27 protein-coding genes are annotated in these 23,912 nt (G+C 70.0%); 10 read left to right on the top strand and 17 right to left on the bottom strand.

The annotated features are described in order from the left end of the window. Positions 1 to 761 (top strand): thiamine pyrophosphate-dependent enzyme (locus AB0C66_RS29010; RefSeq protein WP_362444896.1); only part of this gene is annotated, 761 nt, incomplete at its 5' end. A 99-nt stretch (positions 762 to 860) separates the two neighbouring features. Here AB0C66_RS29010 and AB0C66_RS29005 read toward each other — a convergent pair. Next, positions 861 to 1,400 carry an isochorismatase family cysteine hydrolase gene (locus tag AB0C66_RS29005; protein WP_362444893.1) on the bottom strand — a complete coding sequence of 180 codons (540 nt, stop codon included), beginning with the start codon at positions 1,398 to 1,400 and terminating at the stop codon, positions 861 to 863. A gap of 444 nt (positions 1,401 to 1,844) precedes the next feature. Between AB0C66_RS29005 and AB0C66_RS29000 the strand changes: the two genes are divergently transcribed. Together AB0C66_RS29000 and AB0C66_RS28995 are read left to right on the top strand one after the other, a co-directional pair. Next, entirely contained in the window at positions 1,845 to 1,973 is a 129-nt protein-coding gene (locus AB0C66_RS29000) for an LPFR motif small protein (RefSeq protein WP_362438612.1), read from the top strand. Positions 1,974 to 2,254: 281 nt separating this feature from the next. Beyond that, positions 2,255 to 2,740 (top strand): MSMEG_6728 family protein, encoded by a 486-nt coding sequence (locus tag AB0C66_RS28995; protein ID WP_362444890.1) that lies wholly within the window; start codon positions 2,255 to 2,257, stop codon positions 2,738 to 2,740. A gap of 77 nt (positions 2,741 to 2,817) precedes the next feature. On the opposite strand, the gene nadE is transcribed toward AB0C66_RS28995, so the two are convergent. From nadE to AB0C66_RS28980, 3 genes are all read right to left on the bottom strand, one after another. After that, positions 2,818 to 3,648 (bottom strand): ammonia-dependent NAD(+) synthetase, encoded by an 831-nt coding sequence (gene nadE / locus AB0C66_RS28990; RefSeq protein WP_362444887.1) that lies wholly within the window; start codon positions 3,646 to 3,648, stop codon positions 2,818 to 2,820. Positions 3,649 to 3,869: 221 nt separating this feature from the next. Then, the gene (locus tag AB0C66_RS28985) at positions 3,870 to 4,265 is read right to left on the bottom strand and encodes a DUF2267 domain-containing protein (protein ID WP_362444884.1); all 396 of its coding nucleotides are present in this window, start codon (positions 4,263 to 4,265) and stop codon (positions 3,870 to 3,872) included. Positions 4,266 to 4,541: 276 nt separating this feature from the next. After that, positions 4,542 to 4,976 carry an Hsp20/alpha crystallin family protein gene (locus AB0C66_RS28980; RefSeq protein ID WP_362444882.1) on the bottom strand — a complete coding sequence of 145 codons (435 nt, stop codon included), beginning with the start codon at positions 4,974 to 4,976 and terminating at the stop codon, positions 4,542 to 4,544. Between the two features lie 131 nt (positions 4,977 to 5,107). Between AB0C66_RS28980 and AB0C66_RS28975 the strand changes: the two genes are divergently transcribed. The 3 genes from AB0C66_RS28975 to AB0C66_RS28965 all read left to right on the top strand — a co-directional run bounded on the left by AB0C66_RS28975 (position 5,108) and on the right by AB0C66_RS28965 (position 8,664). Continuing rightward, the gene (locus tag AB0C66_RS28975; RefSeq protein ID WP_362444879.1) at positions 5,108 to 5,782 is read left to right on the top strand and encodes a type III effector protein; all 675 of its coding nucleotides are present in this window, start codon (positions 5,108 to 5,110) and stop codon (positions 5,780 to 5,782) included. Positions 5,783 to 6,084: 302 nt separating this feature from the next. Beyond that, positions 6,085 to 6,459: a hypothetical protein gene (locus AB0C66_RS28970; protein WP_362444877.1), complete on the top strand. Its 375-nt coding sequence runs from the start codon at positions 6,085 to 6,087 to the stop codon at positions 6,457 to 6,459. Between the two features lie 234 nt (positions 6,460 to 6,693). Further along, a complete protein-coding gene (locus tag AB0C66_RS28965) occupies positions 6,694 to 8,664 on the top strand; it encodes a tetratricopeptide repeat protein (protein WP_362444874.1) in 1,971 nt (656 codons plus the stop codon). Positions 8,665 to 8,729: 65 nt separating this feature from the next. Here the strand turns inward: AB0C66_RS28965 and AB0C66_RS28960 are convergent, their stop codons facing one another. Genes AB0C66_RS28960 through AB0C66_RS28930 form a run of 7 tightly spaced genes read right to left on the bottom strand, consistent with a single transcriptional unit; the run spans position 8,730 to position 13,168 of the window. Continuing rightward, complete coding sequence (locus tag AB0C66_RS28960) at positions 8,730 to 9,290, bottom strand: WD40 repeat domain-containing protein (protein WP_362444871.1); 561 nt, start codon at positions 9,288 to 9,290, stop codon at positions 8,730 to 8,732. Positions 9,291 to 9,340: 50 nt separating this feature from the next. Beyond that, positions 9,341 to 11,146, bottom strand: coding sequence for a proton-conducting transporter membrane subunit (locus AB0C66_RS28955; protein ID WP_362444868.1), 1,806 nt, complete (start codon positions 11,144 to 11,146; stop codon positions 9,341 to 9,343). Beyond that, positions 11,143 to 11,490 (bottom strand): sodium:proton antiporter, encoded by a 348-nt coding sequence (locus AB0C66_RS28950; protein ID WP_362444865.1) that lies wholly within the window; start codon positions 11,488 to 11,490, stop codon positions 11,143 to 11,145. Before AB0C66_RS28950 ends, AB0C66_RS28955 begins: the two co-directional genes overlap by 4 nt. Then, a complete protein-coding gene (locus AB0C66_RS28945) occupies positions 11,487 to 12,245 on the bottom strand; it encodes an MnhB domain-containing protein (RefSeq protein WP_362444863.1) in 759 nt (252 codons plus the stop codon). The genes AB0C66_RS28950 and AB0C66_RS28945 overlap by 4 nt, the downstream gene beginning before the upstream one ends. Then, positions 12,242 to 12,511 carry a DUF4040 domain-containing protein gene (locus AB0C66_RS28940; RefSeq protein ID WP_362444860.1) on the bottom strand — a complete coding sequence of 90 codons (270 nt, stop codon included), beginning with the start codon at positions 12,509 to 12,511 and terminating at the stop codon, positions 12,242 to 12,244. The genes AB0C66_RS28945 and AB0C66_RS28940 overlap by 4 nt, the downstream gene beginning before the upstream one ends. Then, positions 12,504 to 12,995: a monovalent cation/H+ antiporter complex subunit F gene (locus AB0C66_RS28935; protein WP_362444857.1), complete on the bottom strand. Its 492-nt coding sequence runs from the start codon at positions 12,993 to 12,995 to the stop codon at positions 12,504 to 12,506. The genes AB0C66_RS28940 and AB0C66_RS28935 overlap by 8 nt, the downstream gene beginning before the upstream one ends. Further along, on the bottom strand, positions 12,992 to 13,168 hold the full coding sequence (locus tag AB0C66_RS28930) for a hypothetical protein (RefSeq protein WP_362444855.1): 177 nt from the start codon (positions 13,166 to 13,168) through the stop codon (positions 12,992 to 12,994). Before AB0C66_RS28930 ends, AB0C66_RS28935 begins: the two co-directional genes overlap by 4 nt. Positions 13,169 to 13,360: 192 nt before the next feature. Here AB0C66_RS28930 and AB0C66_RS28925 point away from each other — a divergent pair, with 192 nt between their 5' ends. Continuing rightward, complete coding sequence (locus AB0C66_RS28925) at positions 13,361 to 14,533, top strand: aromatic acid exporter family protein (RefSeq protein WP_362444852.1); 1,173 nt, start codon at positions 13,361 to 13,363, stop codon at positions 14,531 to 14,533. A 50-nt stretch (positions 14,534 to 14,583) separates the two neighbouring features. On the opposite strand, the gene AB0C66_RS28920 is transcribed toward AB0C66_RS28925, so the two are convergent. Then, positions 14,584 to 15,264 carry a type 1 glutamine amidotransferase domain-containing protein gene (locus AB0C66_RS28920; RefSeq protein WP_362444849.1) on the bottom strand — a complete coding sequence of 227 codons (681 nt, stop codon included), beginning with the start codon at positions 15,262 to 15,264 and terminating at the stop codon, positions 14,584 to 14,586. Between the two features lie 190 nt (positions 15,265 to 15,454). Between AB0C66_RS28920 and AB0C66_RS28915 the strand changes: the two genes are divergently transcribed. The 3 genes from AB0C66_RS28915 (at position 15,455) to AB0C66_RS28905 (ending at position 18,244) form a co-directional block, all read left to right on the top strand. After that, positions 15,455 to 16,363: a LysR family transcriptional regulator gene (locus AB0C66_RS28915; RefSeq protein WP_362444846.1), complete on the top strand. Its 909-nt coding sequence runs from the start codon at positions 15,455 to 15,457 to the stop codon at positions 16,361 to 16,363. A 281-nt stretch (positions 16,364 to 16,644) separates the two neighbouring features. Beyond that, positions 16,645 to 16,929: a hypothetical protein gene (locus AB0C66_RS28910; protein ID WP_362444843.1), complete on the top strand. Its 285-nt coding sequence runs from the start codon at positions 16,645 to 16,647 to the stop codon at positions 16,927 to 16,929. 154 nt (positions 16,930 to 17,083) lie between these two features. Beyond that, positions 17,084 to 18,244 (top strand): alkaline phosphatase PhoX, encoded by a 1,161-nt coding sequence (locus tag AB0C66_RS28905; RefSeq protein WP_362444841.1) that lies wholly within the window; start codon positions 17,084 to 17,086, stop codon positions 18,242 to 18,244. Between the two features lie 75 nt (positions 18,245 to 18,319). On the opposite strand, the gene AB0C66_RS28900 is transcribed toward AB0C66_RS28905, so the two are convergent. The 5 genes from AB0C66_RS28900 to AB0C66_RS28880 form a co-directional block, all read right to left on the bottom strand. Continuing rightward, positions 18,320 to 19,222 carry a TauD/TfdA family dioxygenase gene (locus AB0C66_RS28900; protein WP_362444838.1) on the bottom strand — a complete coding sequence of 301 codons (903 nt, stop codon included), beginning with the start codon at positions 19,220 to 19,222 and terminating at the stop codon, positions 18,320 to 18,322. Positions 19,223 to 19,314: 92 nt separating this feature from the next. Beyond that, positions 19,315 to 20,655, bottom strand: coding sequence for an LLM class flavin-dependent oxidoreductase (locus AB0C66_RS28895; protein ID WP_362444835.1), 1,341 nt, complete (start codon positions 20,653 to 20,655; stop codon positions 19,315 to 19,317). A gap of 72 nt (positions 20,656 to 20,727) precedes the next feature. After that, on the bottom strand, positions 20,728 to 21,681 hold the full coding sequence (locus AB0C66_RS28890; protein WP_362444833.1) for an ABC transporter permease: 954 nt from the start codon (positions 21,679 to 21,681) through the stop codon (positions 20,728 to 20,730). Further along, on the bottom strand, positions 21,678 to 22,502 hold the full coding sequence (locus AB0C66_RS28885) for an ABC transporter ATP-binding protein (RefSeq protein ID WP_362444830.1): 825 nt from the start codon (positions 22,500 to 22,502) through the stop codon (positions 21,678 to 21,680). Before AB0C66_RS28885 ends, AB0C66_RS28890 begins: the two co-directional genes overlap by 4 nt. Positions 22,503 to 22,506: 4 nt before the next feature. Beyond that, the gene (locus tag AB0C66_RS28880) at positions 22,507 to 23,538 is read right to left on the bottom strand and encodes an ABC transporter substrate-binding protein (protein WP_362444827.1); all 1,032 of its coding nucleotides are present in this window, start codon (positions 23,536 to 23,538) and stop codon (positions 22,507 to 22,509) included. Positions 23,539 to 23,912 lie beyond the last annotated feature (374 nt).

Below are 23,912 nucleotides of genomic sequence, written 5' to 3'. Positions count from 1 at the left end.
GCTGGTGGAAGGTCATGGAACGGCGCGCCGCCGTGGACGCCGACCCCATCAACCCCGAGTACGTCGTCCACGCGCTCGACGCCCTGCTCCCCGACAATGTGATCCTGGCCGCCGACTCCGGCTCCGCCGCCAACTGGTACGCCCGCCACTTGCGCCTCCGCGGGACGATGCGCGGTTCGCTCTCCGGCACGCTCGCCACCATGGGGCCCGGCGTCCCGTACGTCATCGGAGCCAAGTTCGCCCACCCCGACCGGCCCGTGCTGGCCCTGGTGGGCGACGGGGCGATGCAGATGAACGGCATGGCCGAGCTCATCACCGCCGCCAAGTACTGGACCGAGTGGCAGGACCCCCGGATGATCGTCGCCGTGCTCAACAACCGCGACCTGAACCAGGTCACCTGGGAGATGCGTGCGATGTCCGGCGCCCCGCAGTTCCTCCCCTCCCAGGCCCTGCCCGATGTGGCGTACGCCGACTTCGCCCGCTCCATCGGCCTGGACGGTGTGCGGGTGGAGACACCGGACGGGGTCGAATCCGCCTGGCACAAGGCGCTCGGCGCCGACCGCCCCTTCGTCATCGACTTCCGCACCGACCCCGCCGTACCGCCCATCCCCCCACACGCCACCCTCGACCAGATCGAAGCCGCCGCCGAGGCCATCATCAAGGGCGACAGCGACCGCACGAACGTGGTCCGGCAGGGTGTCAAGGCCAAGATCCAGGAGTTCCTGCCCGGCAGGAGCCACCGTCAGGAACGGAAGGACTGAGCCCCGGTGCGGCACCGGACACCCCGACGGCACACCCTGACCGCAGGAGATGTTGAACGGACGCCGTACCAGGCTGCCCCCACGCAGCCTCGGCCCGGCCTAAAAGATCGTTTCGTCAGCTGCGCGGCCGATGCGGGCCCCCATGTTGCGCTCCATCATGCGCAGCGCGGCCTCGGCGAGATCGCCGTGGATATGGGCGCAGGCATCCTCGGGAACAGTCACGTGAAGGTGGCGGATGTGGGCGTCGAGCGCCGAGTAGAGCACACATTGTTCCGTGACCTGTCCGCACAGCACGATGGTGTCGATCCCGTGCTGGCTGAGGAGGTATTCCAGCGGTGTCTGGTAGAAGATCGAATGCCGAGCCTTCACGACGAACAAGGAGGCGTCGTCGGGCCGTACCGGATCCACGAGATCGGCGTGCGGCCCGCTGAGCGCGGCTTCGAGGAGTTCGTCGTGGTGGGAGCGCCACCTACCGAAATTGTCGTTGACGTAGATGACCTCGACGTCACTCCTGCGGGCCCGTTCGATCAACGCGGTGATATGCGGAAGGGCCACACGCACCGATGGAAGGAGCAGCTCGGCATCGGGGTGATCGTAGGTGCTGAGCATGTCGATCACGATCAGGGCGGTGGCAGACATGTCGCGCGTGCTCCTTCGGGCGCCGGAGAAGAGGCTGGCGAAGCCCGGAGATGAATTGCTCCGGCCGTTCCGGTCACCGGGCTACCGCGACCGACCCGGAGCGGATCCCCCGCCTCCGTCGGGCAAGTACCCGGCCGACGTCACGGCAACCACGCGGGCAGCCGGTCCTGACGCGGGCGTTCACACGGCTGGCGGGTTGGCCGCGACTCACGCCCAGCCGCAGGTCAGGGGACGACGTCAGCCCACGAGGCGGTCGAACTCCCGGCGGCCTGGACGGCCGGCGTGGCCAGTCGGGTGGCCCCGGCACCACGGGGTTCTCCTCTGGGCCACCCGGGCGATGTACCCGTTTCCCCGATCATGACCAGGGAACGTGTGACAGACACGCGGGGCCCACCGCCGTAGGTCACCGCCGGCTCATGTTCCGACCAGAATGGAGGCCCCTTGATGTTCCGCGCGCTGGCAGACGTATTCCGGTCCATCGGTGGCGCCGTCGCCACCGTCGTCACCCTCCCCTTCCGCGCCGTGGCGCGACTCTTCGGGGGCGCTTCGAGCTCCGCCCGCGGCCACCACTGACCCTCTCCGACCGATCACCTCACGGTCTTTTCCGACGGGATATGGATCGCGAGCGGCTGGGGGCGCGTGTCACCCATCGGGAGATGATCCGTATGGAGGCGCGAGCCCCCTTCTTGGACACCGCCCGCTCGGCGCGGGTGTCCGGGTCGACACGGGCGCTGGCCGTAGGGTGGATACCTGCCCCCGACTCCCGTGGTGCGAGGCGCGTGGCGCCGGGCCCGGCCGCTCGGCCGTGCACCAGCCATACGCGCCTCGGAAGAGTGAGATGCCAACGAGACGAGATGCAGACGTTCCTGCCCCATCCCGACTTCCGGCGGTCGGCGCATGAGCTCGACCGGCGCCGGCTGGGAAAACAGCGCGTCGAGGCCCTCCAGGTCCTCCGCGGCCTGACGGTGCCCGGTTACGGCTGGCGGCGGCACCCAGCCGTGCGCATGTGGACCGGATACGAAGAGGCCCTCGTCCGGTACGGGCTGGAGATCTGCCGGGCGTGGCGGGAGCTGGGGCATCAGGACAGCTGCGCCGCCTCGCTGGTCGCCGATCTCGGCGCGTCCCGGCCTGGCCTCCCCGTCCGCGATCAGGCCGGACTGGCAGAGGCCGGGGAACTGCCGCCGTGGCTGGGTGACGCCGCTTTCCACCGGAGCCACCAGTCGGCTCTCGTACGAAAGGATCCGGAGGTGTACTCCCCTCGCTTCCCCGGAGTGCCGGACGACCTGCCCTACGTCTGGCCGGCTTCGGACCGGGAGGCGCCGGACGCGACCCGCTCCTGAGCCACCCGCGGCCGGGACGGCGGGAGTGGCGGCGGGATGCGCGATCAGCACCACCCGCAAGGCATGGGGCGCCCGCGTCAGGGGGCGATGGGAAGTCGGCGCTTGTGGTCGGTGAGGCGGTAGCGGCGGACGATCGTGTCGAAGACGCGTTCCTCCACCGGCTTGCCCTCGAGGAAGTCGTCGATGTCGTCGTAGGTGACCCCGAGCGCGTCCTCGTCGGCCTTGCCCGGGTCGAGGGACTCCAGGTCGGCAGTCGGGGTCTTCCACACCAGCTCGGCGGGGGCGCCCAGGGCGTCCGCGACCGCGCGCACCCGGCGCTTGGTCAGGCCGGTAAGGGGGACCAGGTCCGCGGCGCCGTCGCCGAACTTGGTGAAGAAGCCGGAGACCGCCTCGGCGGCGTGGTCGGTGCCGACTACCAGGCCGCCGTGCGCGCCGGCCACCGCGTACTGGGCGATCATGCGCTGCCGGGCCTTGATGTTGCCGTGCACGAAGTCTTGGTGGTGTACGTCCCGGAAGCTCACACCGGAGGCCGGGAGGGCCGCGAGCGCCGCGTCACTCGCGGCCTTGACGTCCACGGTCAGCACGTGGTCGGCCCGGATGAAGGAGAGCGCGAGCTGGGCGTCGTGCTCGTCGGCCTGGGCCCCGTAGGGCAGCCGCATCGCGTAGAACGATGCCTCGTGCCCTCTCGCTCGAGTGCGCTCCACGGCGAGCTGACACAACCGGCCGGTCGTGGTGGAGTCGACTCCGCCGCTGATGCCGAGCACGAGGGATCGCAGACCGGTGGAGGCCAACTGCCCGGCGAGGAAAGACACCCGGCGCTCGATCTCCCGCTCGGCCTCGAAAGTCTCGGCGACCTGGAGTTCCCTGGCGATCTCCTGCCGCAGGGCTATGGCCCCAGGCTCTCTCACGTCTGCTCCTCGCTCTGATGCATATGTGGTGACGTCGCGACCCACACACTATGCCCGGCGGATCCTGGCCCGACAGCACGGGTCGGCTCGCCCCACCGTGATGGAAACCATGGGGTGGCGATGGAAACCATGGGGTGGCACGGGGAAGGTGAGCGTGCCCGTCCGGCCGCCGGGGCCGTGGTCCGCAGCTCCGGGCCACTCGCGCAGGAGGGGAAGGGGCGTCAGGCCGCGCGCGTCAGCTCGATTCGGCCGAACAGGAGGGCGTAGCCGGGGGGCAGCTGGGCGAGGATCCGGTCCACCAGGTCGTCTCCTACGAGTTGCGCGACGACTTTGAGAACGGAGCCGGTGTCCCAGCGGGCCGTGGCCGGCGTACCACCCGCCCGGATGACGAGATCCTTGACAAAGCCCCAGCCGGTGAGCGGTTCGGGGTCGGGGATCGGGCCTGCGAACATCCGGGCAGCCTCCAGGGGCAGACGGCTGGCCAGGTCCACACGTTCGTCCCCGGTGAGCTGTCGGCCCAGGCCGGTGAGCACGGCGCGGACGACCGTCTCGGCCCGTTCACGGGTGGGATAGGCGCCTTCGTAGCGGACCTTCTCCAGCAACTGGCTGAACGTCATTTCCGCTGGGATCGGGGTGGGTTCGGACTGGACCGGCATGGCTGGGTCGGTCACCTTTCTCGTCAGCTTGCGGTCATGGTGGCGCGGAGGGGGCCGGTCAGCCGGTGCGCAGCACACGAGCCGACCAGCCGATTCAGCGTCCGACGCGTCCTACCGCGACGCGGCCGAACGGCTTTCTCGCGGCTGGGTAAGGGGAGCGGTCGCGGAGGACGGGCAGGGAGTATGAGCCCCTGCCCCTGCCCGTCCTCCGTGTGCGCGGCCAGCGCCCACGAGGGATCAGCCGCTGATCTGCTTGCGCCCCGTGCTCTCACCGATGGTGATCTTGCGGGGCTTGGCCCGCTCGGCGACGGGGATACGCAGGGTCAGGACACCTGCGTCGTAGTCCGCCTTGATGTGCTCGATGTCGAGGGTGTCCGCCAGCATGAGCTGGCGGGAGAAGACCCCCAGAGGTCGCTCTGACAGCTCCATGTGCACATCGTCGCTCTTGGGGACCGGCCGCCGCTCTGCCTTGACGGTGAGCATGTTCCGCTCGACATCGATGTCGATCGCATCGGTCGAGACGCCGGGGATGTCGAGAGCGATCACATAGTCGTCGCCCTCCCGGTAGGCGTCCATCGGCATCGTGGACGGCCTTGACCAGGTACCGGACGAGCCCATCAGCTGCTGGGTGAGCCGGTCGAGCTCGCGGAACGGGTCAGTGCGCATCAACATCGTGAAACACCTCCAGTGTGCTCGGGCAATACCGCCAATGCGCTGCCACCTGACCCTGTTGTAACATGTCATCGGAACGATGACAAGCGCTCGCGTCGTCGATCGGATGACAGCTGCGGGAGGAACACACCATGCCCAGCACGGAGGAGCCCGGCGAGACCGGGCTCGCCCCCACGTCCTTCCATGCCGCCGCGGCTGGGTTGGACGCCATCAACGAGGCCGTACACACTGCCCAGGCCACCCCGCCGGGCCAGGGGCGGGAGCGGGACCGGACCAGCTCGGAGCAGGCCCTGGCCGCGCTGTTGCTGCTGCGGGAGCTCCGGGACCAGCTCGCCGGGTGGGAACCCTGGCTGATCGAGGCCGCTCGTGAGGCGGGAGCCAGCTGGGGCGAGCTGGCGCACCCCCTGGGTGTGGCGAGTCGCCAGGCCGCCGAGCGCCGCTATCTGCGCCTGCGACCCGGTGCCCCCGGCGCAACGGGTGAGCAGCGCGTGCAGGCCACCCGTGACCGCCGCGCCGCCGACCGCACCGTCACCTCGTGGGCCCGTGGCAACGCGACCGGTCTGCGGCAGCTCGCCGGGCAGATCACCGCCCTCACCGATCTCCCCGTCGAGGCCGGGGACCACATCACCCGGCTCGCGGACGCCCTCTCCCGCGACGACGCCGCCCAGCTCCTCGCCCCGCTCGCCGAAGCCCACCAGCACCTGACACCGTCCCACGCCGACCTCGCCGCCCGCGTCGACACCATGACCCGCCACACCGACCAGCTACGGCAGAGCAGCAGCGACCAGCGCCGAGCCTCGGACTGACCGTCGCGTTCAGGGACGCTGCTACGACCTCGAGAGCCGGCAGTACGAGGAGGCGAGGTCCAGGCACCACCTGCGCCGTGAGGCGCCTTTGCCGGGTTCTGTTCCGCGACATGTCGTGTCAGGCAGTGGTGTGTCCCGAGTGCGGGACACTCATTGCATGTGTGCGGAAGGGGATCAACGTGTCTGGTGAGCGGCTCGACTCGGAGTGGGTGCGCAGCTGGTGTGCGCGGGTGTCTGTAGCACTCACGGCTCTGATGTCGTCGTTTCCGGAGATCCATGGGTTCCCGCCCGGGGAGAACGCCGTGACCCTCGCGACGGATGAGAGTCACGACGCTACGGGCACCCTGGTGGACCTGACCCCGATCCCCTCCGATCTGACCACCCTTTACTGGGTGATGTGTGAGGTCTCCTTGCCGGACATCGAGAACGGATATTTCATCCACTCGCCCTCGATGGTCGCAGGACACGTCCGGGAATACGGATCCGTCCAGATCGACGACGAGCGGCCGGCTCTCGTGTTCGCCAGTGACGGTGGCGGACACCTGTTTGCGGTGACGGGGAGTGGTCGAGTGTGGAGGTCGACCACGGCCTCCTGGTCCGACGAGTTCGAGGTGGCCGCGGACAGCATCCGCGAGTTCCTGGAAGGGATCGGCCGGAAGGTCACCGGGCAGGACTGACGCGACGGACTCGGCCGGCGATGTGACCGCCGCCCAGGCCCGGTCACGTTCGAGAAGCTCAGCTCGCGGTTGGCTCGGCGTTCAGGCTCGCTCCCGCCCTCCTTGATCACCACCCTGGCCTCAACTACTCCGCCCCGACGACAGCTCAGGGCAAGGGCGTCTCACCACCCGAGAACGCACAAAATCCTTGGAACAGGGGGTGAGTGGAACGCCTCGGACGGTAACGTCGATCTCGTGCTGGCTACAGTTCTCGGGCTGACCGGCGGCATCGCGGCCGCAATCATCGGTGCGTGGGCGGCGCTTCACGCCCGGCGCCCGCCGAAGTCGCAGGTCGAGCTGGTCGACGTGACCATCGCGCCGCCTTCGGATACGGCCACGCGTCCGCGCGATGTGTCTCCCGTGCTCGATGTCAAGGTGCGCAACACGGGTGGTCAGTCGGCCGTACTCAAACGACTCGTGGTGCGGGTGCACGGGGCTGTCCGGTGCGGAAGCATGTTCTCCAGCATGCGGCTGACGCCCTACCGCGCGATCTGGGTCGGCGCCGTCCTGCCCGTGTCCGCCACATACGACGCCGAGATACCGCCGCCGGAAGACGCCGGCGCCCACCGGGCCGTCATCGACCTCTCCCAGGTGGTCGCGCAGGGAGAAGCGGATCGGTTCGAGGTCCGTCTCGGTATGAAACCCACCTTCGACACGTACGCGTACGCGCTGGACCTGGAGATCGTCTACGACGGAAACGATCGGGTGATGACCTCGCCGAGAGTGGCCGTCGTGTTCCCGCAGCACGGATTTGTGTACTCGGCCGACCAGATCCGGACCGCGATCAGCAGCTTCCTGGAAGAGACGAGGAAGGTCCGCGACGCGATCGACACGGAGATGGCCGAGCGCGAGCTGCCCGTCCCCGACTGGGATTCCGCGCCGCCCCGATGCCGCGCCGACCTGCCTGACGGCCTTGTGTCCGTGGACGGGAACGCCGCCCTCTTCTCCTCCGGTGGACATGGCGTCTACGAGGTCACGGAGGCGTTCTGGGACCCGAAACGAGCGATCACGAGCCATCTCCAGAGCTTCGAGCGGATGTATCGCGAGCTCATCGAGATCACCGTCGGCGCGGGAGTCGCCGACGATGTCCTGACGGAGTCGCTCCCACGGGCCGAGACCACCTTGGCGCAACTGCCGTTACTTTACGAAGAGTTCGGGGTTCCGACGGCCGCTGATGTCGAACCTGTCGGCCGACCGGCGGACGCGAGGCAACCGGCCGAGCTGATGGCGGAGATCCTGGATCGCGACGATGACCCCTCGGCGCGGGAGTCGGCGTTTCAGGAGCTGCGGAGCCGCATCCGTGCCCGTGACGAGGGCACGTTCTGGTTCCTCGGTCGGTTACTGACCGGGGAGGACGACGCCAGTGCTTGGGCTGCCCGCATCGGCCTCGGCAGGATGCCGAACGCGTCCTCGGCCGCCGAGCTGCTGGAGGAGTTCCTCCGGCTCCGGAGCCCGGACGATCCGGACTCCTTCAACGTCCGGCGCGACCTGGCCATCCGCCGAGGTGACCAGGACGCCGCGAGTGCCGCGGCCGCGCTCGGGAGTGTCCTGGGCGACGCGACCCGGACACTGGGGCCCGAGCACCCCGACACATGTGCCACGCGCGTCGAACTCTTCCATTTCCTCATGGAGGCGGGCGACATGGGCGCGGCCGCCACGGTTGCCGTCGATATCGTCGCCGACCACCACCGGACGGTGGGACCTGATCACGAGCGCACCTTTGGCTTCCGGCACAACCTCGGATTCTGCCTGGGCGAATCGGGGGATCACCGGGGCGCCGTCGAGGTGTTCACCGAACTTCTCGGCGACGCCATGCGGGTACTGGGTCCCGACGCTCCCCCCACTCTTGACGTCCGTCACGAGCTGGCACGGTGGCGAGGGAGAGCGGGGGACGCCGCGGGTGCCGCCGCGGAGTTCGCCGAAATAGTCCCGGATCGCATCCGCGTCCAAGGGCCCGACCACCCGCATACGCTCATGTCGCGGCACAATCTGGCGCTGTGGACAGGTGAGGCGGGCGACGCCACGGGCGCCGCCACCGCCTTCGCCGAACTGGTAGTCGACCGGCGGCGTGTGCTGGGGCCGGAACACCCCGACACCGTCAAGAGCGCACGCGCCTTGGCCCACTGGCGAGAGCAGCCTGGTCCGCACCGCCACACGGTCCAATGAGGACGGGGGCGCCGGACGCATGCGTGGTCATGAAGGTGATCCGTTCGCCGCGGCGCCGCTGGAATTCAGCGGATGGCTCGCGCCAGGTCCCACACGCGAAGTCGGCCCTCTCCCTCGCGTGAGGAAGGACCGGCAGACGTCGTGATCACCACCTGCCTGCCCGCGATCCGGGCGATCGAGTTGAGGTTCTGCCCGATGAGCGGGTCGCCGATCTCCGTACCGCGTGCCAGGTCCCACAGGCGGGTGGTGCCGTCCATACTGTCGGTGGCGGCCACCGCGCGCCCGTCGACGACCGTGGTCTTCAACCTGGTGATCATGTCGGTGTGCCCGCCCATCGGTTCTCCGATCAGACGCTTCGTGGCGAGGTCCCACACACGCAGCACATCGCCCTCGTCCCCGCCGTCGAAGAGATCCCACACCTCGATGTCATCGTCGGGTCCGAAGTCGGCCCGGTCCAGCTCGCGGCGTACGCACGGACCGCCACGCAGGTCGCATATCCAGAGGTTGGCTTCCGTGTCCACGGAGAACACGACGGGGACACCGTCCCATTCGAGCACGGGCCGATCCCCCGCACGCGGAGAGTGGTCATGGCCACCCAGCCCCGTCATCGCAACGTCACCAGTCATGTGGCGGATGGTACGAGTGAGGAGGCAACGAGTGTCGGCAGCCGGGGAGTTCAGACGAGCAGGACTCCCAGCAGGGTGATGCCCGCCAGGAACCACGCGACGTAGTCGCCCACATGGCCGGAGTGCAGCCGCCGTAGCGGGGTGAACCAACGGGCCGGTTCCGCCGCCGCGCGGCGTACGGCCAGCAGGGCGAGCACCACGGCCAGCGCGGTGGCCAACAGACCCACCAGCACACCGGCCGCCGTCCAGTGCGGCGCGGGGGCGGGCGCGGGTTGCGCGGCCCGCCCGTACAGCACCGAGGCGAGGTAGCCGTGGTGGTCGGTGAAGGTGTCCGCGGCATGACCGGCGGCGGTGCGCAGCACGGGGACCAGCCCCACCGCCAGCGCACCGGCGAGCAGGACGGCCGGGACCGCGAGCATGGAGCCGGGGATCCGGGACAGCGGGCCGCCCCGGGTCTCCGGCTCCTCGGCCTCGCCGGTCGTCTCGTCCGGGGCGTCCGGCGGGCGGTTGCCGAGCCCGAGGAACACCCGGCCACCGGCCCGCAGCACCGCGCCAGCGGTGACCGCCGAGGCCAGCACGAACACCACGGTCGCCCAGCCCCCCGCGGCCTCCTCGGTGACCGCTTTGCCGAGCGCGGTGCCGAACGGGGGCAGTCCGGCGAGGGCCAGACCGCCGAGCCCGAACATCGCGCCCAGCCACGGGAGTTCGCGTCCCCTGCCGTGCAGCTGGTGTTCGTCGACACTGCCGTAGCGGTCCAGCAGGATGCCCACGCAGGCGAACAGCGCGGCCTTGACCCCGGCGTGGGCCAGGACGTACAGGGTGACCCCGCCGGTCCCCTCCGGAGTGAGCTGCGCCAGGCCGATCAGGAACAGCCCGGTGTGCGCCACAGTGGAGTAGGCGAGCAACCGCTTGAGATGGCGCTGATGCCAGCACATCACCGAGCCCAGGAGGGCCGTCAGCACACCCAGGGCCAGCAGCGCCCGGTGCGCGTCGGGCGCGGGGATGCCACCGGGACCGGCGAAGACGGTCCAGTAGACCCGGGCCACCCCGTACACGCCCAGCTCCACCATCACCCCCGACAGCAGCATGCACACCGGGGTCGGTGCCACCGCGTGGGCGTCGGCGAGCCAGAAGTGGAACGGCACCGCGGCGGCCTTGACGAGCAGTCCGGTGGCGACGAGGACGAAGGCGGCGATCACCAGCGCGTCCGGGCCGTCGCCGGACCGGGCGTCAAGCGCCCGCCCGATCTGCGCGAGGCCCAGCTCCCCGGTGCGGGCGTAGAGCAGTCCGATGCCCGACAACGTGGCGTAGCCGCCGAGGGAGTTGACGATGCCGAAGACCAGACCGCCCTGGACGGCGCGGGCCTCCTCGACGCGGTAGCCGGTCAGCGCGTACGCGACCACGCTCATCAGCTCGAAGAAGACGAACGCGTTGAAGAGATCGCCGGTCAGGGCGAAGCCGCACATGCCCGCCTGGAACAGCAGCACAAGGCCGGGGAAGGAGCCGGCGTGGCGGCGTGGAGGTTCGTCGAAGTACCGCCAGGCGTAGGCGAGGGAAGCCAGCACCAGCAGCGACACCAGTGTGGCGAGCCCGAGGCCGATGTGGTCGCCGACCAGGACGATGCCGACGCTCGCGCCGTTGTGCGGCCGCCAGCCACCCACCCATTCGACGGGCCGGGCGACGGATGCGGGGGTCGCCGCCGCGGTCCACAGCGAGAGCGTCGCGGAGCCCGCCGCGAACAGGCAGGCCAGCAGCTCGGCGGCGAACCGCGGCAGCCGCCGTCCCGCTCCGACCAGTACCGCGGCGCCGAACAGCGGGATGGCCACGATCAGTGGCAGCAGCCGCGCGGCGGTCATCCCCTCAGCTCCGAGAGGTGGTCGGGATCCACCGTGCCGTGGCGTTTGGCGATCTGGATGACCAGGGAGAGCAGCAGTGCGGTGACGGTCGCGCCGATGACGATGTCGGTGAGGGTGAGGGCCTGGACGACGGGGTCGACGACCGGGCGCGAGCCGGGGGTGAGGTCGGAGAAGACCGGTGCGGTGCCGCCCTTCCGGTAGCCGATGGCGAGCAGCAGCACATACGTCGAGGACTGGCAGACCGTGAGACAGCCCACCGCGTGGATGAGGTTACGGCTGGTGGCCAGCCCGTAGCAGCCGATCAGGAACAGCCACCCCGCGATCACATACGGCAGCACGCTCATCGCTCGCCCTTCCCACCGGTGTCCTGTCGTTCGCTTTCGATCTCCACGGCCTGGTCCAGGAAACTTGCCAGCAGGACCACCACACCGGCCGCGACCTCCACCCCGATGGCGGCGTTGAACAGCGGGACGGTGCCGCCGGAGGCGAGGGTGTTGAAGGTGCCGTAGGGCAGGAAGTTGGTCAGGAAGGCGGCACCGGTCAGCAGCGCGCCGGCGCCCAGCAGGAGGTAGCCCGCCTCACCCGCGGCGTCCGCCACCTCGTATCTGCCAAGGGGGCGGATCCGCTCCAGCGCCCGGTAGTCCACGGCGATGTAGAGCAGATGCAGCGCGGTCGCCACCACCACACCGCCCTGGAAGCCGCCGCCCGGGCTGAGCTGACCGTGGGCGATGACATACAGCCCGATCAGCAGGGTGACCGGCAGCGCGAGCAGGGCGTAGCGGCGCACCGGCGGGGCCACCCGGACCGGTCGCGGGGGCAGCCGGTCCTCGTCCCGGGTCTGCCGCAGCAGTACGGCGGTGCCCAGGACGGAGCCGAAGAGGATGGATTCCTCGCCGAGGGTGTCCAGGGCCCGCTGGTCGAAGTTGACCGAGGAGATGGTGTTGGCGGTGTGCCGGGAGAGGGCGGCGTGCACCGCCCGGTCACCGTAGGGGTGCCACAGTCCGCCGAACGCCGGCAGTTCGAGGAACGCCAGCAGCAACAGCACGGCCGTGCCCAGGCCCCCGACGGCCAGCACCCACAGCCGTGTCCGCATGCTCATTCCCGCTCCTCCCCGCGTTCACCGCGGGCCCGGCGGCGCACCTTGCGCACCGACAGCAGCACCATCAGCGGGGTCAGCGCGGAGCCGACGGCCAGCTGGGAGAGCGCGACATCGGGCGCTTGCAGCAGCACGAACAAGGTGGCGAGGGCCAGGCCCAACAGCGACATCAGAAAGGACTGTCGCACGGGGTCGCGTACGAGGACGGTGCCGGTCCCGGCAGCGGCCACCAGCACCAGCCCGAGCAGCAACGGCAGGTCTTCAGCCATCGTCCGCCCCCTTCCCGGATGCGCCGAGTACGTGTCCCGCGGTGGCGGCGGCGCTCACCGCGCGGACCGCGCCCCAGCTGCCCAATACCAACAGAGCGCCGATGACCAGGAGTTTCACCATCGCCCTGCCCGGGTCGGTGACAAGACACAGGGGCAGCAGCACCGCCGGGACCGCCAGGTAGCTCAGCGCGGTCACCGTCCGCAGCGCATACGGTCGCGGCGGGTGGTCCGCCAACTCGTCGGCGAGCAGACGCACATAGAGCAGGGTGCCGGCCGGGCCGAGTACCGAGAGCACCAGCGCCGTGTCGGTGTAGGCGGTACGGCGAAACCCCTGCGCCAGCAGGAGGAAGACCAGGCACAGCAGGGTGCTGGTCATGTTCTGCGCGGGCACCCGGCGACGGAACGGGCCGGTGGCCGCGCACCACCCGGCCGGTGCCACACCACAGAGCAGCAGTGCGGTGCCCGCGGCTGTCCAGCCGTTCACCGGGCACCGGCCGCACGCCGCGCTCCGCGCGCGGCACCGGCGGCCACCAGCGCGGCAGCCGCGCCGACCACCCACTCCAGAGTGTCCACGGGGCCGATCAGCACGATCCACAACAAGGTCAACGCCGCCCACCAGCCGATGAGTTCGGCACCCGCCATCAGCCGTCGCGCCACCGTGTACGCACCTCCCGCCGACCGGGTACCCGGCCCACAGGCTCACATGCACGACCCTCCTCGCACCGTCACCGCGCCGCGGATTACCTCCGTCGGAGGTGCGACGACGGCCACGACCTCCGGTCATCGCGGATAAGGCCGCCGAGCAGGGGTACCGGGGCCGGACGGACCCCGTCGAACAGGAGAGGTCGTTTGAACAAGCGGTTCGCACACATCTCGCGGTGGTGGCGACGGGCCCTCGGATCGGAGGGCCACGAGCGCCACACGGTGCTGCTGATCAGCAAGAGCACCCTGGCCGCCACCCTCGCCTGGGTGATCTCCCACCACCTGCTGCACGCGCAGTCCCCCGCGTTCGCCCCGTTCTCGGCGGTGCTCATCATGCAGGTGACGGTGTACCAGTCGCTGCTCCAGTCGACTCGCTATGTGGCGGCCGTGACCGCCGGTGTGGCGGTGCAGGCGGCGCTGGGCTTCCTCATCGGCCCCGAGCTGCTGACGTTCGCCCTGATGGCGCTGATCGCCCTCACCATCGGCCGGTGGCCCGCGCTCGGGTCACAGGGCTCCCAGGTCGCCACCGCGGCGTTCTTCGCCTTCTCCACCTACATCTCGGCGGCCACCAACCATGACAAGGTCACCCAGCTCGGCCAGATCATCCTGCTGGTCCTCATCGGCTGCGGGGTCGGGGTGCTGGTGAACATCACCGTCGTGCCGCCCCTGCGCTACCGCGGTGCCGAGCACGGCATCCACGCCCTGGCCCACGCCCTGTGCGACCTGGTCAGCGATATGCATCCGGCGCTGCGCCGCCACGACCTCGACGATGAACGCACCGCGCACTGGCGAGCCCGGGCCGGGCAGACGGAAGGGCTGATCACCCAGGCGCGGACGGGGCTGCGGACGGCTCAGGAGAGCCTCCACTACAACCCGCGCCGGTTCTTCCGCCGCCACCGCCGGAGCACCGGCTTCGAAGGCTACGGGGCGGTGCTGGAGGCGCTTGAGCGCACCATGCACCAAGTGGCCAGCCTCGTCCGGGCACTGGACCGGTGGAGCCGGGACGAGGACCACCACCGCGACGGGCCGTTCCTGGAGTGCTACGCCGACTTCCTGGAGTGTCTTTCCGGCCTCACGGAGGTCTTCACCGAACTCGACGAGGACCGGCTCGACGCGCAGGCCCCGCGGCTGTGCCGGCTCGCGGACGAGGCACAGGGGTGCCGTCGTCGCGTGGCCGAACAGGCCATGGCGGACCGCCTTCCGCTGGCCGACCCGGCCCGCCCGTACGGCGTCCTGGTCATCGAGGCCACCCGCTTGATGGAGGAGTTCCAGTACACCTGCGATGTGCTCCAGCACCATGTCGGCCGACCCGGCGACTGAGAGCGCCCCGTGGCGGCGCCACCCCTTCCTGATGGATCGCCGCCCGGCGGCTACCGGGCCAGGACCTTGACGAGGGCCTCGCCCAGGCGGGTGGCCGAGGCGGGGTTCTGGCCGGTCACCAGGCGGCCGTCGACGACCACATGGGGCTCGAAGTTCGCCGCACCGGTGTGCTTGGCCCCCCGCTCCTCCAGCTTGCTCTGGAGCAGGAACGGCACCACATCTGTGAGTCCGGCGGCGGCTTCCTCCTCGTTGGTGAAGGCCGCGACATTCTTGCCGGCCACGAGGTAGGACCCGTCGGACAGGGTGATGTCGACCAGACCGGCCGGGCCGTGGCATACGGCCGCCACGACGCCGCCCGCCTCGTAGATGTCCCGGGCGATACCGGCCAGGTCGGTGTTGCCGGGGAAGTCCCACATGGTGCCGTGTCCGCCGACGTACACGATCGCGTCGTAGTCGGCCGGGGTGATGTCCTGCGCGCGGGTGGTGTGGTCCAGCTGCCCGGCCATACGCGGGTCGTCCAGGAACGCCTGCTGGACCGGGTCGGTCAGATCCTCCCCGTCCATCGGCGGACGGCCGCCCTTGACCGAGACCAGGTCGACCTCATGCCCGGCGTCCGACAGGACCTTCCAGGGGTGCGCGGCCTCGGGAAGGTAGAAGCCGGTGGTCCGGCCGGTGTCGCCGAGCTGGTCGTGGCTGGTCAGAACGAGTGCAACCTTGCCGGTGCGGGGCATGACGTTCTCCTTGTCCGTGTACGGGCCGCCGGGAACCACCGTCTGGACGGGCCGCCCGGCGCATCAGCACCGTAGGCCGATGCGGCCATAGAAGACCAATGGAAGAATGGTCATATGCCCATCGGAAAATCGATGGGATGGCCTCTGCGGGGGCAGGGAAACGCCTCTGCGGGGGCAGGGAGGAGACGGGATGGACGGGATCGACCTCTCCCTGCTCAAAACCTTTCTGGCCACTTACCGGAGCGGCTCGCTGACCGCTGCGGCGCGGCAGGTGGGCCTGTCGCAGCCCACGGTCACCGCGCAGATCCGGACACTGGAGCAGCAGGTGGGCCAGCAGCTGTTCCGTCGGCTGCCACGGGGCGTGGTGCCCACCACCGTGGCCGACGAGCTCGCCGCCGAAGCCGCTCCCCATGTGGACGCGCTGGTGGCGATCGGCGAACGCGGATTCGCGGACCGCACCCATCCGTTCACCAAACCCATGCACCTGGGCGGTCCCGCCGAGCTCACCGGCACCCGTGTGCTGAGGTCCCTGGCTCCCCTCATCCACCAGGGCCTGAAGCTGCGGGTGACGCTGGGGCTGGCCGACGATCTGCTGGCCGGTCTTCCGGAGGGCCGTTTCGACCTGGTCGTCTCCAGCATCCGCCCCCGGGGCCGCGCCATCGCCGCGGTACCGCTCATCGACGAGGAGTTCGTCCTCGTGGCGTCGCCGGAGACGGCCGCGGGCATCGACGACGAACGGCTCACCCGCGAGGGGCCCGCGGCGCTCCGCCAAGTCCCACTGATCAGCTACGCCGAGGATCTGCCCATCATCCGCCGCTACTGGCGCACCGTCTTCGGCACCCGCCCCGCGCACAGTCCGGCGATCGTCGTCCCCGACCTCCGTGCCGTGCTGACCGCGGTACTCGCCGGGGCGGGCGTGAGCGTGCTCCCCCGCTACCTGTGTGCCGCGGAACTGGCCGACGGCACCCTCACACCGCTGCTGGAGCCCGAAATCCCGCCGATCAACACCCTCTACCTGGCCTGCCGTGCCGGTACCCAGGACAGCCCGTCCATCGCGGCCATCCGCGCCCATCTCCTCGCGGACGCGCGTGCCTGGTAGCCGGGCGGAGAACCTGCCGACGCCGCACACCCCCCGCGGGGTGGTCACCGTCACGTCCACGGGCCCGGCACCGGCCGGTGTCACCGCGGACACCCCATCGCACTTCCCGGGCGGCGTATGCCGGGGCCGCCGTCTTGGTGGCCGGACCGCCATCAGGCCGCCATTCGGCCCACCGGCGGGCGGTCCCTTCCGGTGATTTCCGGACGGCGCGCGGGCGGAGCACACCTCGGGGGGGTACGGCGTCTGCGCAACGGAGACCCCGACCCATGAGGAGAGCAGCCGTGTACGCAGCCGTCCGCAGGTACACAGGGGTGACCGATCCGGCCGAGGCGGGACGCCGGGTGAACGAACTGTTCGTACCGCTCCTCCGGCAGGTCCCGGGGCTCCTGGCCTACTACTGGGTCGACGCCGGGAACGGGGTCATGGTCTCGACCAGTGTCTTCGACGATGAGGCGGGGGCCGCGGAATCGGTGGAGAAGGCGGCGGACTTCGTACGGGACCACCTCGCCTCGCTGCTCCCCCACCCTCCCGAGGTCATGTCCGGCCAGGTCGTGGCGTCCGCATAGCCGCGTCGCGGGGACGGGGCGACATACGCGCGGCAGCGGTTCATCCAGAGTTGATGTGCCGTCACCTCCCTTTCTTGGACCGCCTGTTCTACTGTCCTGCGCGCACCCGTCGTCCGCCCCGGGACGGCGGGGTCTCGTCACCCGTGGAGTCAGTGTGAAACGTCGCAACTTTCTGCGCGGAGCGGCCATCGGCACATCGGCCGCCGCCTTCGGCGGCACTCTCATGCGCGGCGCGGCCTACGCCGCCCCCGCCCAGCCGGGCCCCGGGCCGTACGGCGCGCTGGGATCCGCCGACGCCAGCGGTCTCCAGCTGCCCAGTGGATTCAGCGGCCGGGTCATAGCCCGGTCCGGGCAGCCGGTCGCGGGCACGTCGTACCGCTGGCACAGCGCTCCCGACGGCGGGGCCTGCTTCGCCGACGGCAGTGGCTGGATCTACGTCTCCAACTCCGAGATCAACCCCGGCGGTGGCGTCAGCGCCGTCACGTTCAACTCCTCGGGCGCCATCACCGGCGCCCATCGTGTCCTCTCCGGCACCCGGCAGAACTGTGCCGGTGGCAAAACACCGTGGAACACCTGGCTCTCCTGCGAGGAGGTCAGCCGCGGCTATGTCTATGAAACCGACCCATGGGGTGTAGAGGCCGCCACCCGCCGCGACGCCATGGGCCGGTTCACACACGAGGCCGCCGCGGCCGACCCGGCCCGCCGGGTCATCTACCTCACCGAGGACGAGCCCGACGGCTGCTTCTACCGCTTCGTCCCCACCAGTTGGGGTGATCTGTCCGTCGGCTCGCTCCAGGTCCTCAAGGCCGGGACGGCCACGTCCGGATCGTTCACCTGGGCCACCGTCCCCGACCCCGACGGCTCCCCCACCGTCACCCGCGACCAGGTCTCCGGCGCCAAGCGGTTCAACGGCGGCGAGGGCTGTCACTACGCGGACGACACCGTCTGGTTCACCGCCAAGGGCGACAACCGTGTCTGGCGGCTGAACCTCACCAGCGACAGCTATGAGCTTGCCTACGACGACTCCCTCGTCACCGGCGGCGGCGCGCCGCTCACCGGAGTGGACAACGTCACCGGCTCCTCCTCCGGCGACCTCTTCGTCGCCGAGGACGGCGGAAACATGGAGATCTGCGTCATCACCCCCGATGACGTCGTCGCGCCCTTCCTCCGCGTCACCGGTCAGCCGGGCTCCGAGATCACCGGCCCCGCCTTCTCGCCCGGTGGCGACCGGCTGTACTTCTCGTCGCAGCGAGGGACCACGGGCAGCTCCTCGGACGGCATCACCTACGAGGTGACCGGACCGTTCCGCGGCTGACCGTGCTTCCGTGGTCCGTGGTCCGGGACGGCGCGCTCGGCGACGCCCCGGACCACGTCCGCCGTCACCCGGCCGTCAGGCGGCGGCCGGGGTGTAGTGACCGGCCTCGTCGCCCTCGAGGACGTAGGAGCGCTCACCGTTCACCCCGACCGGGACGTCGCCCGCGACGGTCACCCGGTGCAGCAGGCGCGGCAGGTCGCCGTAGTCGTCGGGGGCGTAGTGCTGGGTGCTGCGGTTGTCGAAGACCACCACATCGCCCGGGGACCAGGCGACGCGCACGATGTTCTCCGGGCGGACGACATACGACTGGAAGATCCGCAGCAGATCGCGGGACTCGGACGGGCCGAGACCGAGGAGGCTCTGCGCGAAACCACCGATGAACAGCCCGCGTTCACCGCTCTCGGGGTGGACGCGGACGACGGGGTGGGCGGTCCGGTAGGGGCGGGAGACGAACCGCCGACGGTGTTCGGCCGCCTTCTCGTTCCTGGGTGGCGCCGCGTAGTCGTAGTCGTTGGTGTGCACGGCCCACAGGGTGTCGGCCAGCTCGCGCAGTGGCCGGGGCAGATCCCGGTAGGCGGCGGCCGCGTTGGCGATGAGCGTATTGCCGCCGTAGGGCGGGACCACGATGCCGCGCAGGGTGGACACCTTCGGCGGGGTACGGACGAAGGTCACATCCGTGTGCCAGCGGTTGGCGCGGATGCCCTCCTCGGCGTCGACCGGCAGGACGCTGGGCTGTCCGTCGACGGACGGCACCGTGGGATGCGCGGTGGTCAGCTCGCCGAAGAGGGCGGCGAAGCGGAGCTGGGCCGCGTCGTCCAGATGCTGGCCGCGGAAAATGAGCGCCTTGTGTTCCAGGAGCGCGGCGTTGATGTCGGTGACGAGGGCGGGGTCGAGCTCGTCGGAGAGCCTGACGCCGAGGACTTCGGCGCCGATCCGCCCGCCGGTCCTCCGGATGTCGAATCCTGTGCTGGTGGTCATGGGGGCCGTTTCCCTTCGGTGGTGTGTTTCAGGACGGGGTGTGTCCGGATGGTGTGCTTCAGGGGGTGAGGGGCGGTGCGGGGCGGGCGGCGTCACCCGGAGTGGCTCGCGCTTCCGGCGCCCGCGGCGGGCCGCGCCAGTCCGTAGTGGTCGCGCAGGGTGCCGCCGGTGTACTCGGTACGGAACAGACCGCGCCGCTGGAGGACCGGGACGACGTGGTCCACGAAGTCCTCGAGTCCGCCGGGCAGATGGGGCGGCATGATGTTGAAGCCGTCGGCGGCGCCTTCGGTGAACCACTCCTCCAGCTCATCGGCGATCTGTTCCGGGGTACCGGCGAAGACACGGTGGCCACGGCCGCCGCCGAGCCGGGCGATCAGCTCCCGCAGGGTGAGGCCGTCGCGGCGGGCGAGTTCGGCGACGAGGGTGAAGCGGCTCTTGTTGCCGTTGATGTCCCGCTCCGCCGGAAGGTCGGGCAGCGGGCCGTCGAGCGGGAGGCCGGTCAGGTCCGTACCCAGCATTCCGGAGAGCTGCTGCAACCCGTACGCGGGCACCTGGAGTTCGGTCAGCTCGTCCTCGAGCGCGCGGGCCTCGGCCTCGGTGGATCCGATGACGGGGCAGATACCGGGGAGAATCTTCAGCTGGTCGCGGGTGCGGCCGTACCGTGCCAGCCGGGCGGTCAGATCCTTGGCGAAGGTCTGGGCGTCGGCGAGGGTCTGCTGGGCGGTGAAGACGGCTTCCGCGTAGCGGGCGGCGAACTCCTTGCCGTCCTCCGAGGACCCGGCCTGGACCAGCAGCGGATGGCCCTGGGGTGAGCGCCGCACATTGAGCGGACCGTCCACCCGGAAGTGGGCTCCGCGATGGCCGATGGCACGGACCTTGTCCCCGTCGGCGTAGACACCGCCCTCCCGGTCCAGCACCACCGCGTCGTCCTCCCAGCTGTCCCACAACTGGGTGGCCACGTCGAGGAATTCGGCGGCCCGCTCGTAGCGCAGCCCGTGTGCGAGATGTTCCTCGCGCCCGAAGTTACGGGCCTCGGCGACATTGCCGGAGGTCACGATGTTCCACCCGGCCCGGCCGCCGCTGAGGTGGTCGAGCGAGGCGAACCGGCGCGCCACATGGAAGGGTTCGTCGAAGGTGGTGGAGACGGTCGCGATCAGCCCGATGTGTTCGGTGGTGGCCGCGAGCGCGGACAGCAGGGTGAGCGGTTCGAATCCACCCACCGCGTTGTGGCGGGCGTTCCCCCACAGGGTGAGACCGTCGGCGAGGAAGAGCGAGTCGAGCTTGCCGCGTTCGGCGGTCCGCGCGAGCTCCTGGAAGTAACCCAGGTCGGTGATGCGTTCGGGCTGGGTGCGGGGGTGTCGCCAGGCGGCGTCGTGGTGGCCCGCGTTCATGAGGAAGGCGTTGAGATGGAACTGGCGTTGTCCGCTGGCCATGGGGACCTCTCTGGTGGCGTGGAATCAGCTCTGTACGGGGTCAGATCTGCGTAGGGGTCGGCTCTGTGCGGGTCAGGTCTGTGCGGGGACGCGCCAGGAGCTGAGCCGGCGTTCCACGGTCACGAGCAACTGATTGAAGGCGACGCCGATGATGGAGATGGTGAGGATCCCGGCGTACATCTGCGGTATGGCGAAGTTGTACTGGGACGCGTTGATGAGATAGCCCAGCCCTTCTTTGGCACCGACCATCTCCGCGGCCACCAGCACCAGGATGGAAGAGGCTCCCGCCAGCCGTATGCCCGTGAAGATCGTCGGCACGGAGGCGGGCAGGATCACCTTCTGGAACAGCCGGGGCGCGGACAGGTCCATGGACTTCGCCAGTTTGAGCAGGGTGGGATCCACCTGGCGCACGGCGCTGATGGTGTTGAGGAGGATCGGCCAGGTGCAGGCGTAGAGCACGATCGAGATCTTGGACGTCTCGCCGATCCCCAGCAGCAGCACGAAGACGGGGAGCAGCGCCAGCGCGGCGGTGTTACGGAAGATCTCGAGCAGCGGTCCCAGCAGATCCGCGACCACCCGGTAGCGGCCGATCAGCAGCCCGAGCGGGACGCCGACGGCGACGGCCAGACCGAATCCGGTGAACGAACGGGTCAGGCTGGCCTCGGCGTTGTCCACGAGGCTCCCGTCGGCCAGCAGCTCCCACCAGGCGCGGGCGACCTCGCTGAAGGGCGGCAGAAAGGTGCGGTCCACCAGAGCGGCGCGGGGCGCGATCTCCCACGCGGCCAGCAGGGCGGCGACGGCCACCACCTTGGTCAGGCCGCGCAGCAGCAGCGCCGGCAGCCGGTGGCCGAGGGCGCGGCCCCGGGCCGTCAGCCGTTTCGCCCGCGAGGGACGGATGTCCGGTGTGGATTCCGGTGTGAATTCCGGTCTGCGTGGCTCGGCGGCGGCTCCGGGAGCCGTTTCCGCCACGTCCGCCACGGGGGCGACGGGGTCCTTGACGGTGGTAGTCCCGGTGGCGGGGCTCATGCGGGGACACTCTCCTTCTCCAACTGCTGGGCGCGGGCGACTTCGTCGTGCAGCAGACTCCAGATCTCATGCCGGTAGGCGGCGAACTCCGGGCTCGAGCGCACGTCGTCCGCCGTGCCGCGGGCGTCGAGTGCGATCGGTACGACCTCCTTGACGGTCCCCGGCCGGGAGGTGAGGACGGCCACCCGCTGACCGAGATAGACCGCCTCCTCGATGCCGTGGGTGATGAAGACCACCGTCTTGCCGGTCCGTTCCCAGATCCGCAGCAGCTCGTTCTGCAACAGCTCCCGGGTCTGGGCGTCCAGGGCGGCGAACGGCTCGTCCATGAGCAGCACATCGGGGTCGTAGGCGAGGCTGCGGGCGATCGCCACCCGCTGCCGCATCCCGCCGGACAGCTCATGGGGGTGGCGGTCCTCGAATCCGGTGAGGCCCACCAGGTCCAGGTATTCACGGGCGCGTGCGGCGCGTTGGCGCCGTGGCACCCCGGTGGCCTCCAGGCCGAACTGGACATTGCCGAGCGCCGTGCGCCAGGGCAGCAGTGCGTACTGCTGGAAGACGATGCCGCGGTCCAGGCCGGGACCGGTGATCGGCTCTCCGTCCAGGAGGATCCGCCCGCTGGTGGGCCGGGCGAGGCCGCCCAGCAGGTCGAGCAGGGTGGACTTGCCGCAGCCGCTGGGCCCGACGACCACCACGAACTCACCCGCGGAGATCTCGAGGTCGATTCCGTCCAGGGCGGTGAACTCGGTCGCCTGGCGGCCGCCCGCCGACCCCTGCACCTGGAACACCTTGCGGACCTGCTCAAAGGCGATTTTGGCGGTCATGCGATCAGCTCCGGGACTTCGTGGCGGAGGGGGCCGGGGAGCCGGATGTGGCGCTCGCCGGGCGGTAGTGGTTGTACTCATTGGTGTAGAGGCCGGACGCCGTGACCTTGCCGCGCTTGATGTCGCCGCGGTCCCCCAACCAGTCGATCCACAGCTGGAGTTGCTTGTCGGTGATCCGGCCGCCGGTCTCGGCGACCCCGAAGGACTTCCAGTACTTCAGCGGTGCGGCGTCTTCCTTGCGGTCGCGCTTCTTCACCACCTCCGTCATCCGCGCGATCACCTCCTCGCGCGGTGTTCGGCGGGACCATTCGATGGCCCGGGCCACACCGGTGACGAAGGACCGGGCGGTGTCGGGGTTCTGCCGCAGGAAGCGATCGGTCATCACATACGTTCCGGCGCTGAACGCCCCGAGCAGCTGGAAGTCGGTGAACAGCGGCCGGATCCCGCCGTTGGCCACGGCCTTGTCCCGCAGGATGTCGCCGAGCACACCCACCTGGATCTGGCGTTGCCGCAGCGACTGTTCGGTGTTGACCGGCGGCACCACCAGGGGCTCCACCTTGCCGATATCGCCCTTGGACAGCCCATGGCGCTTCAGATAGATGTCGAGCATCGCCTCGGAGTGGGCGCCGAGGGTGTTCATCCCGACCTTCTTACCGATGAGGTCGCGAGCCGACCGGATCGGGCTGTCCTCCAGGACGTAGAAGCCGTTGTAGGCGCGCTTGTCGGAGCCGTAGTAGCTGATGACGGAGGTGATGGGGGCACCGTTCGCGGCCAGTTTGACCACCGCGCCGTTGAAGGCCCCACCGAAGTCGACCTGTCCGGTGGCCGCCGACTGGATGTCCTGGGGGCCGCTGATCGTGTTGCCGACCCAGTCCAGCTTCACCCCGTCCAGATACCCCAGCTCCTCGGCGAGCTCGGGGAGGGTGACCTGTCCCGCCCACCCCTGGTACCGGAGCTTCTTGGTCTGTTTTCCGGAGGCGCTGCCCGTGGCCGTACCGCAGCTCACCGCGGCGGCCGAGACACCGAGAAGGGTCATGAATTGTCGCCTGGAAGTGGCTGTACGCATGAAAGGGGTCCTTGCGAAAGGGAGGAGAAGGGCAGGCCGAATCGCCACACGGCACTATCCGGAAATCCGCACAGGGGTGAGTCCTGGCATCGCTGTGAAGCCTTTCCTCGTCATACCGCGCGGGAATGACCGAGGAAGGCGGAGATGCGGAACGGAAAGGGCGGAACGGCAGAAGTCGCCGCGCTCACAGGGCGGCGGATACCGTCAGATGCCGAGTGGGAAGAAGAGTGAGAGAGTCGAGCGCGAAAGGCTCAGCGGCCGGCGGCACAGATGGCGCTGGCCTGGCGTCGCAGATCGACGTGCAGACGCACGGCGAAATTCTCGGATTGGCTCACGTCCAGAAG

This window comes from Streptomyces sp. NPDC048636 (assembly GCF_040650655.1).
Classification (GTDB): domain Bacteria; phylum Actinomycetota; class Actinomycetes; order Streptomycetales; family Streptomycetaceae; genus Streptomyces.
Note: the sequence above shows the minus strand (reverse complement) of the source record. Positions and strands in the feature narration are given on the sequence as shown.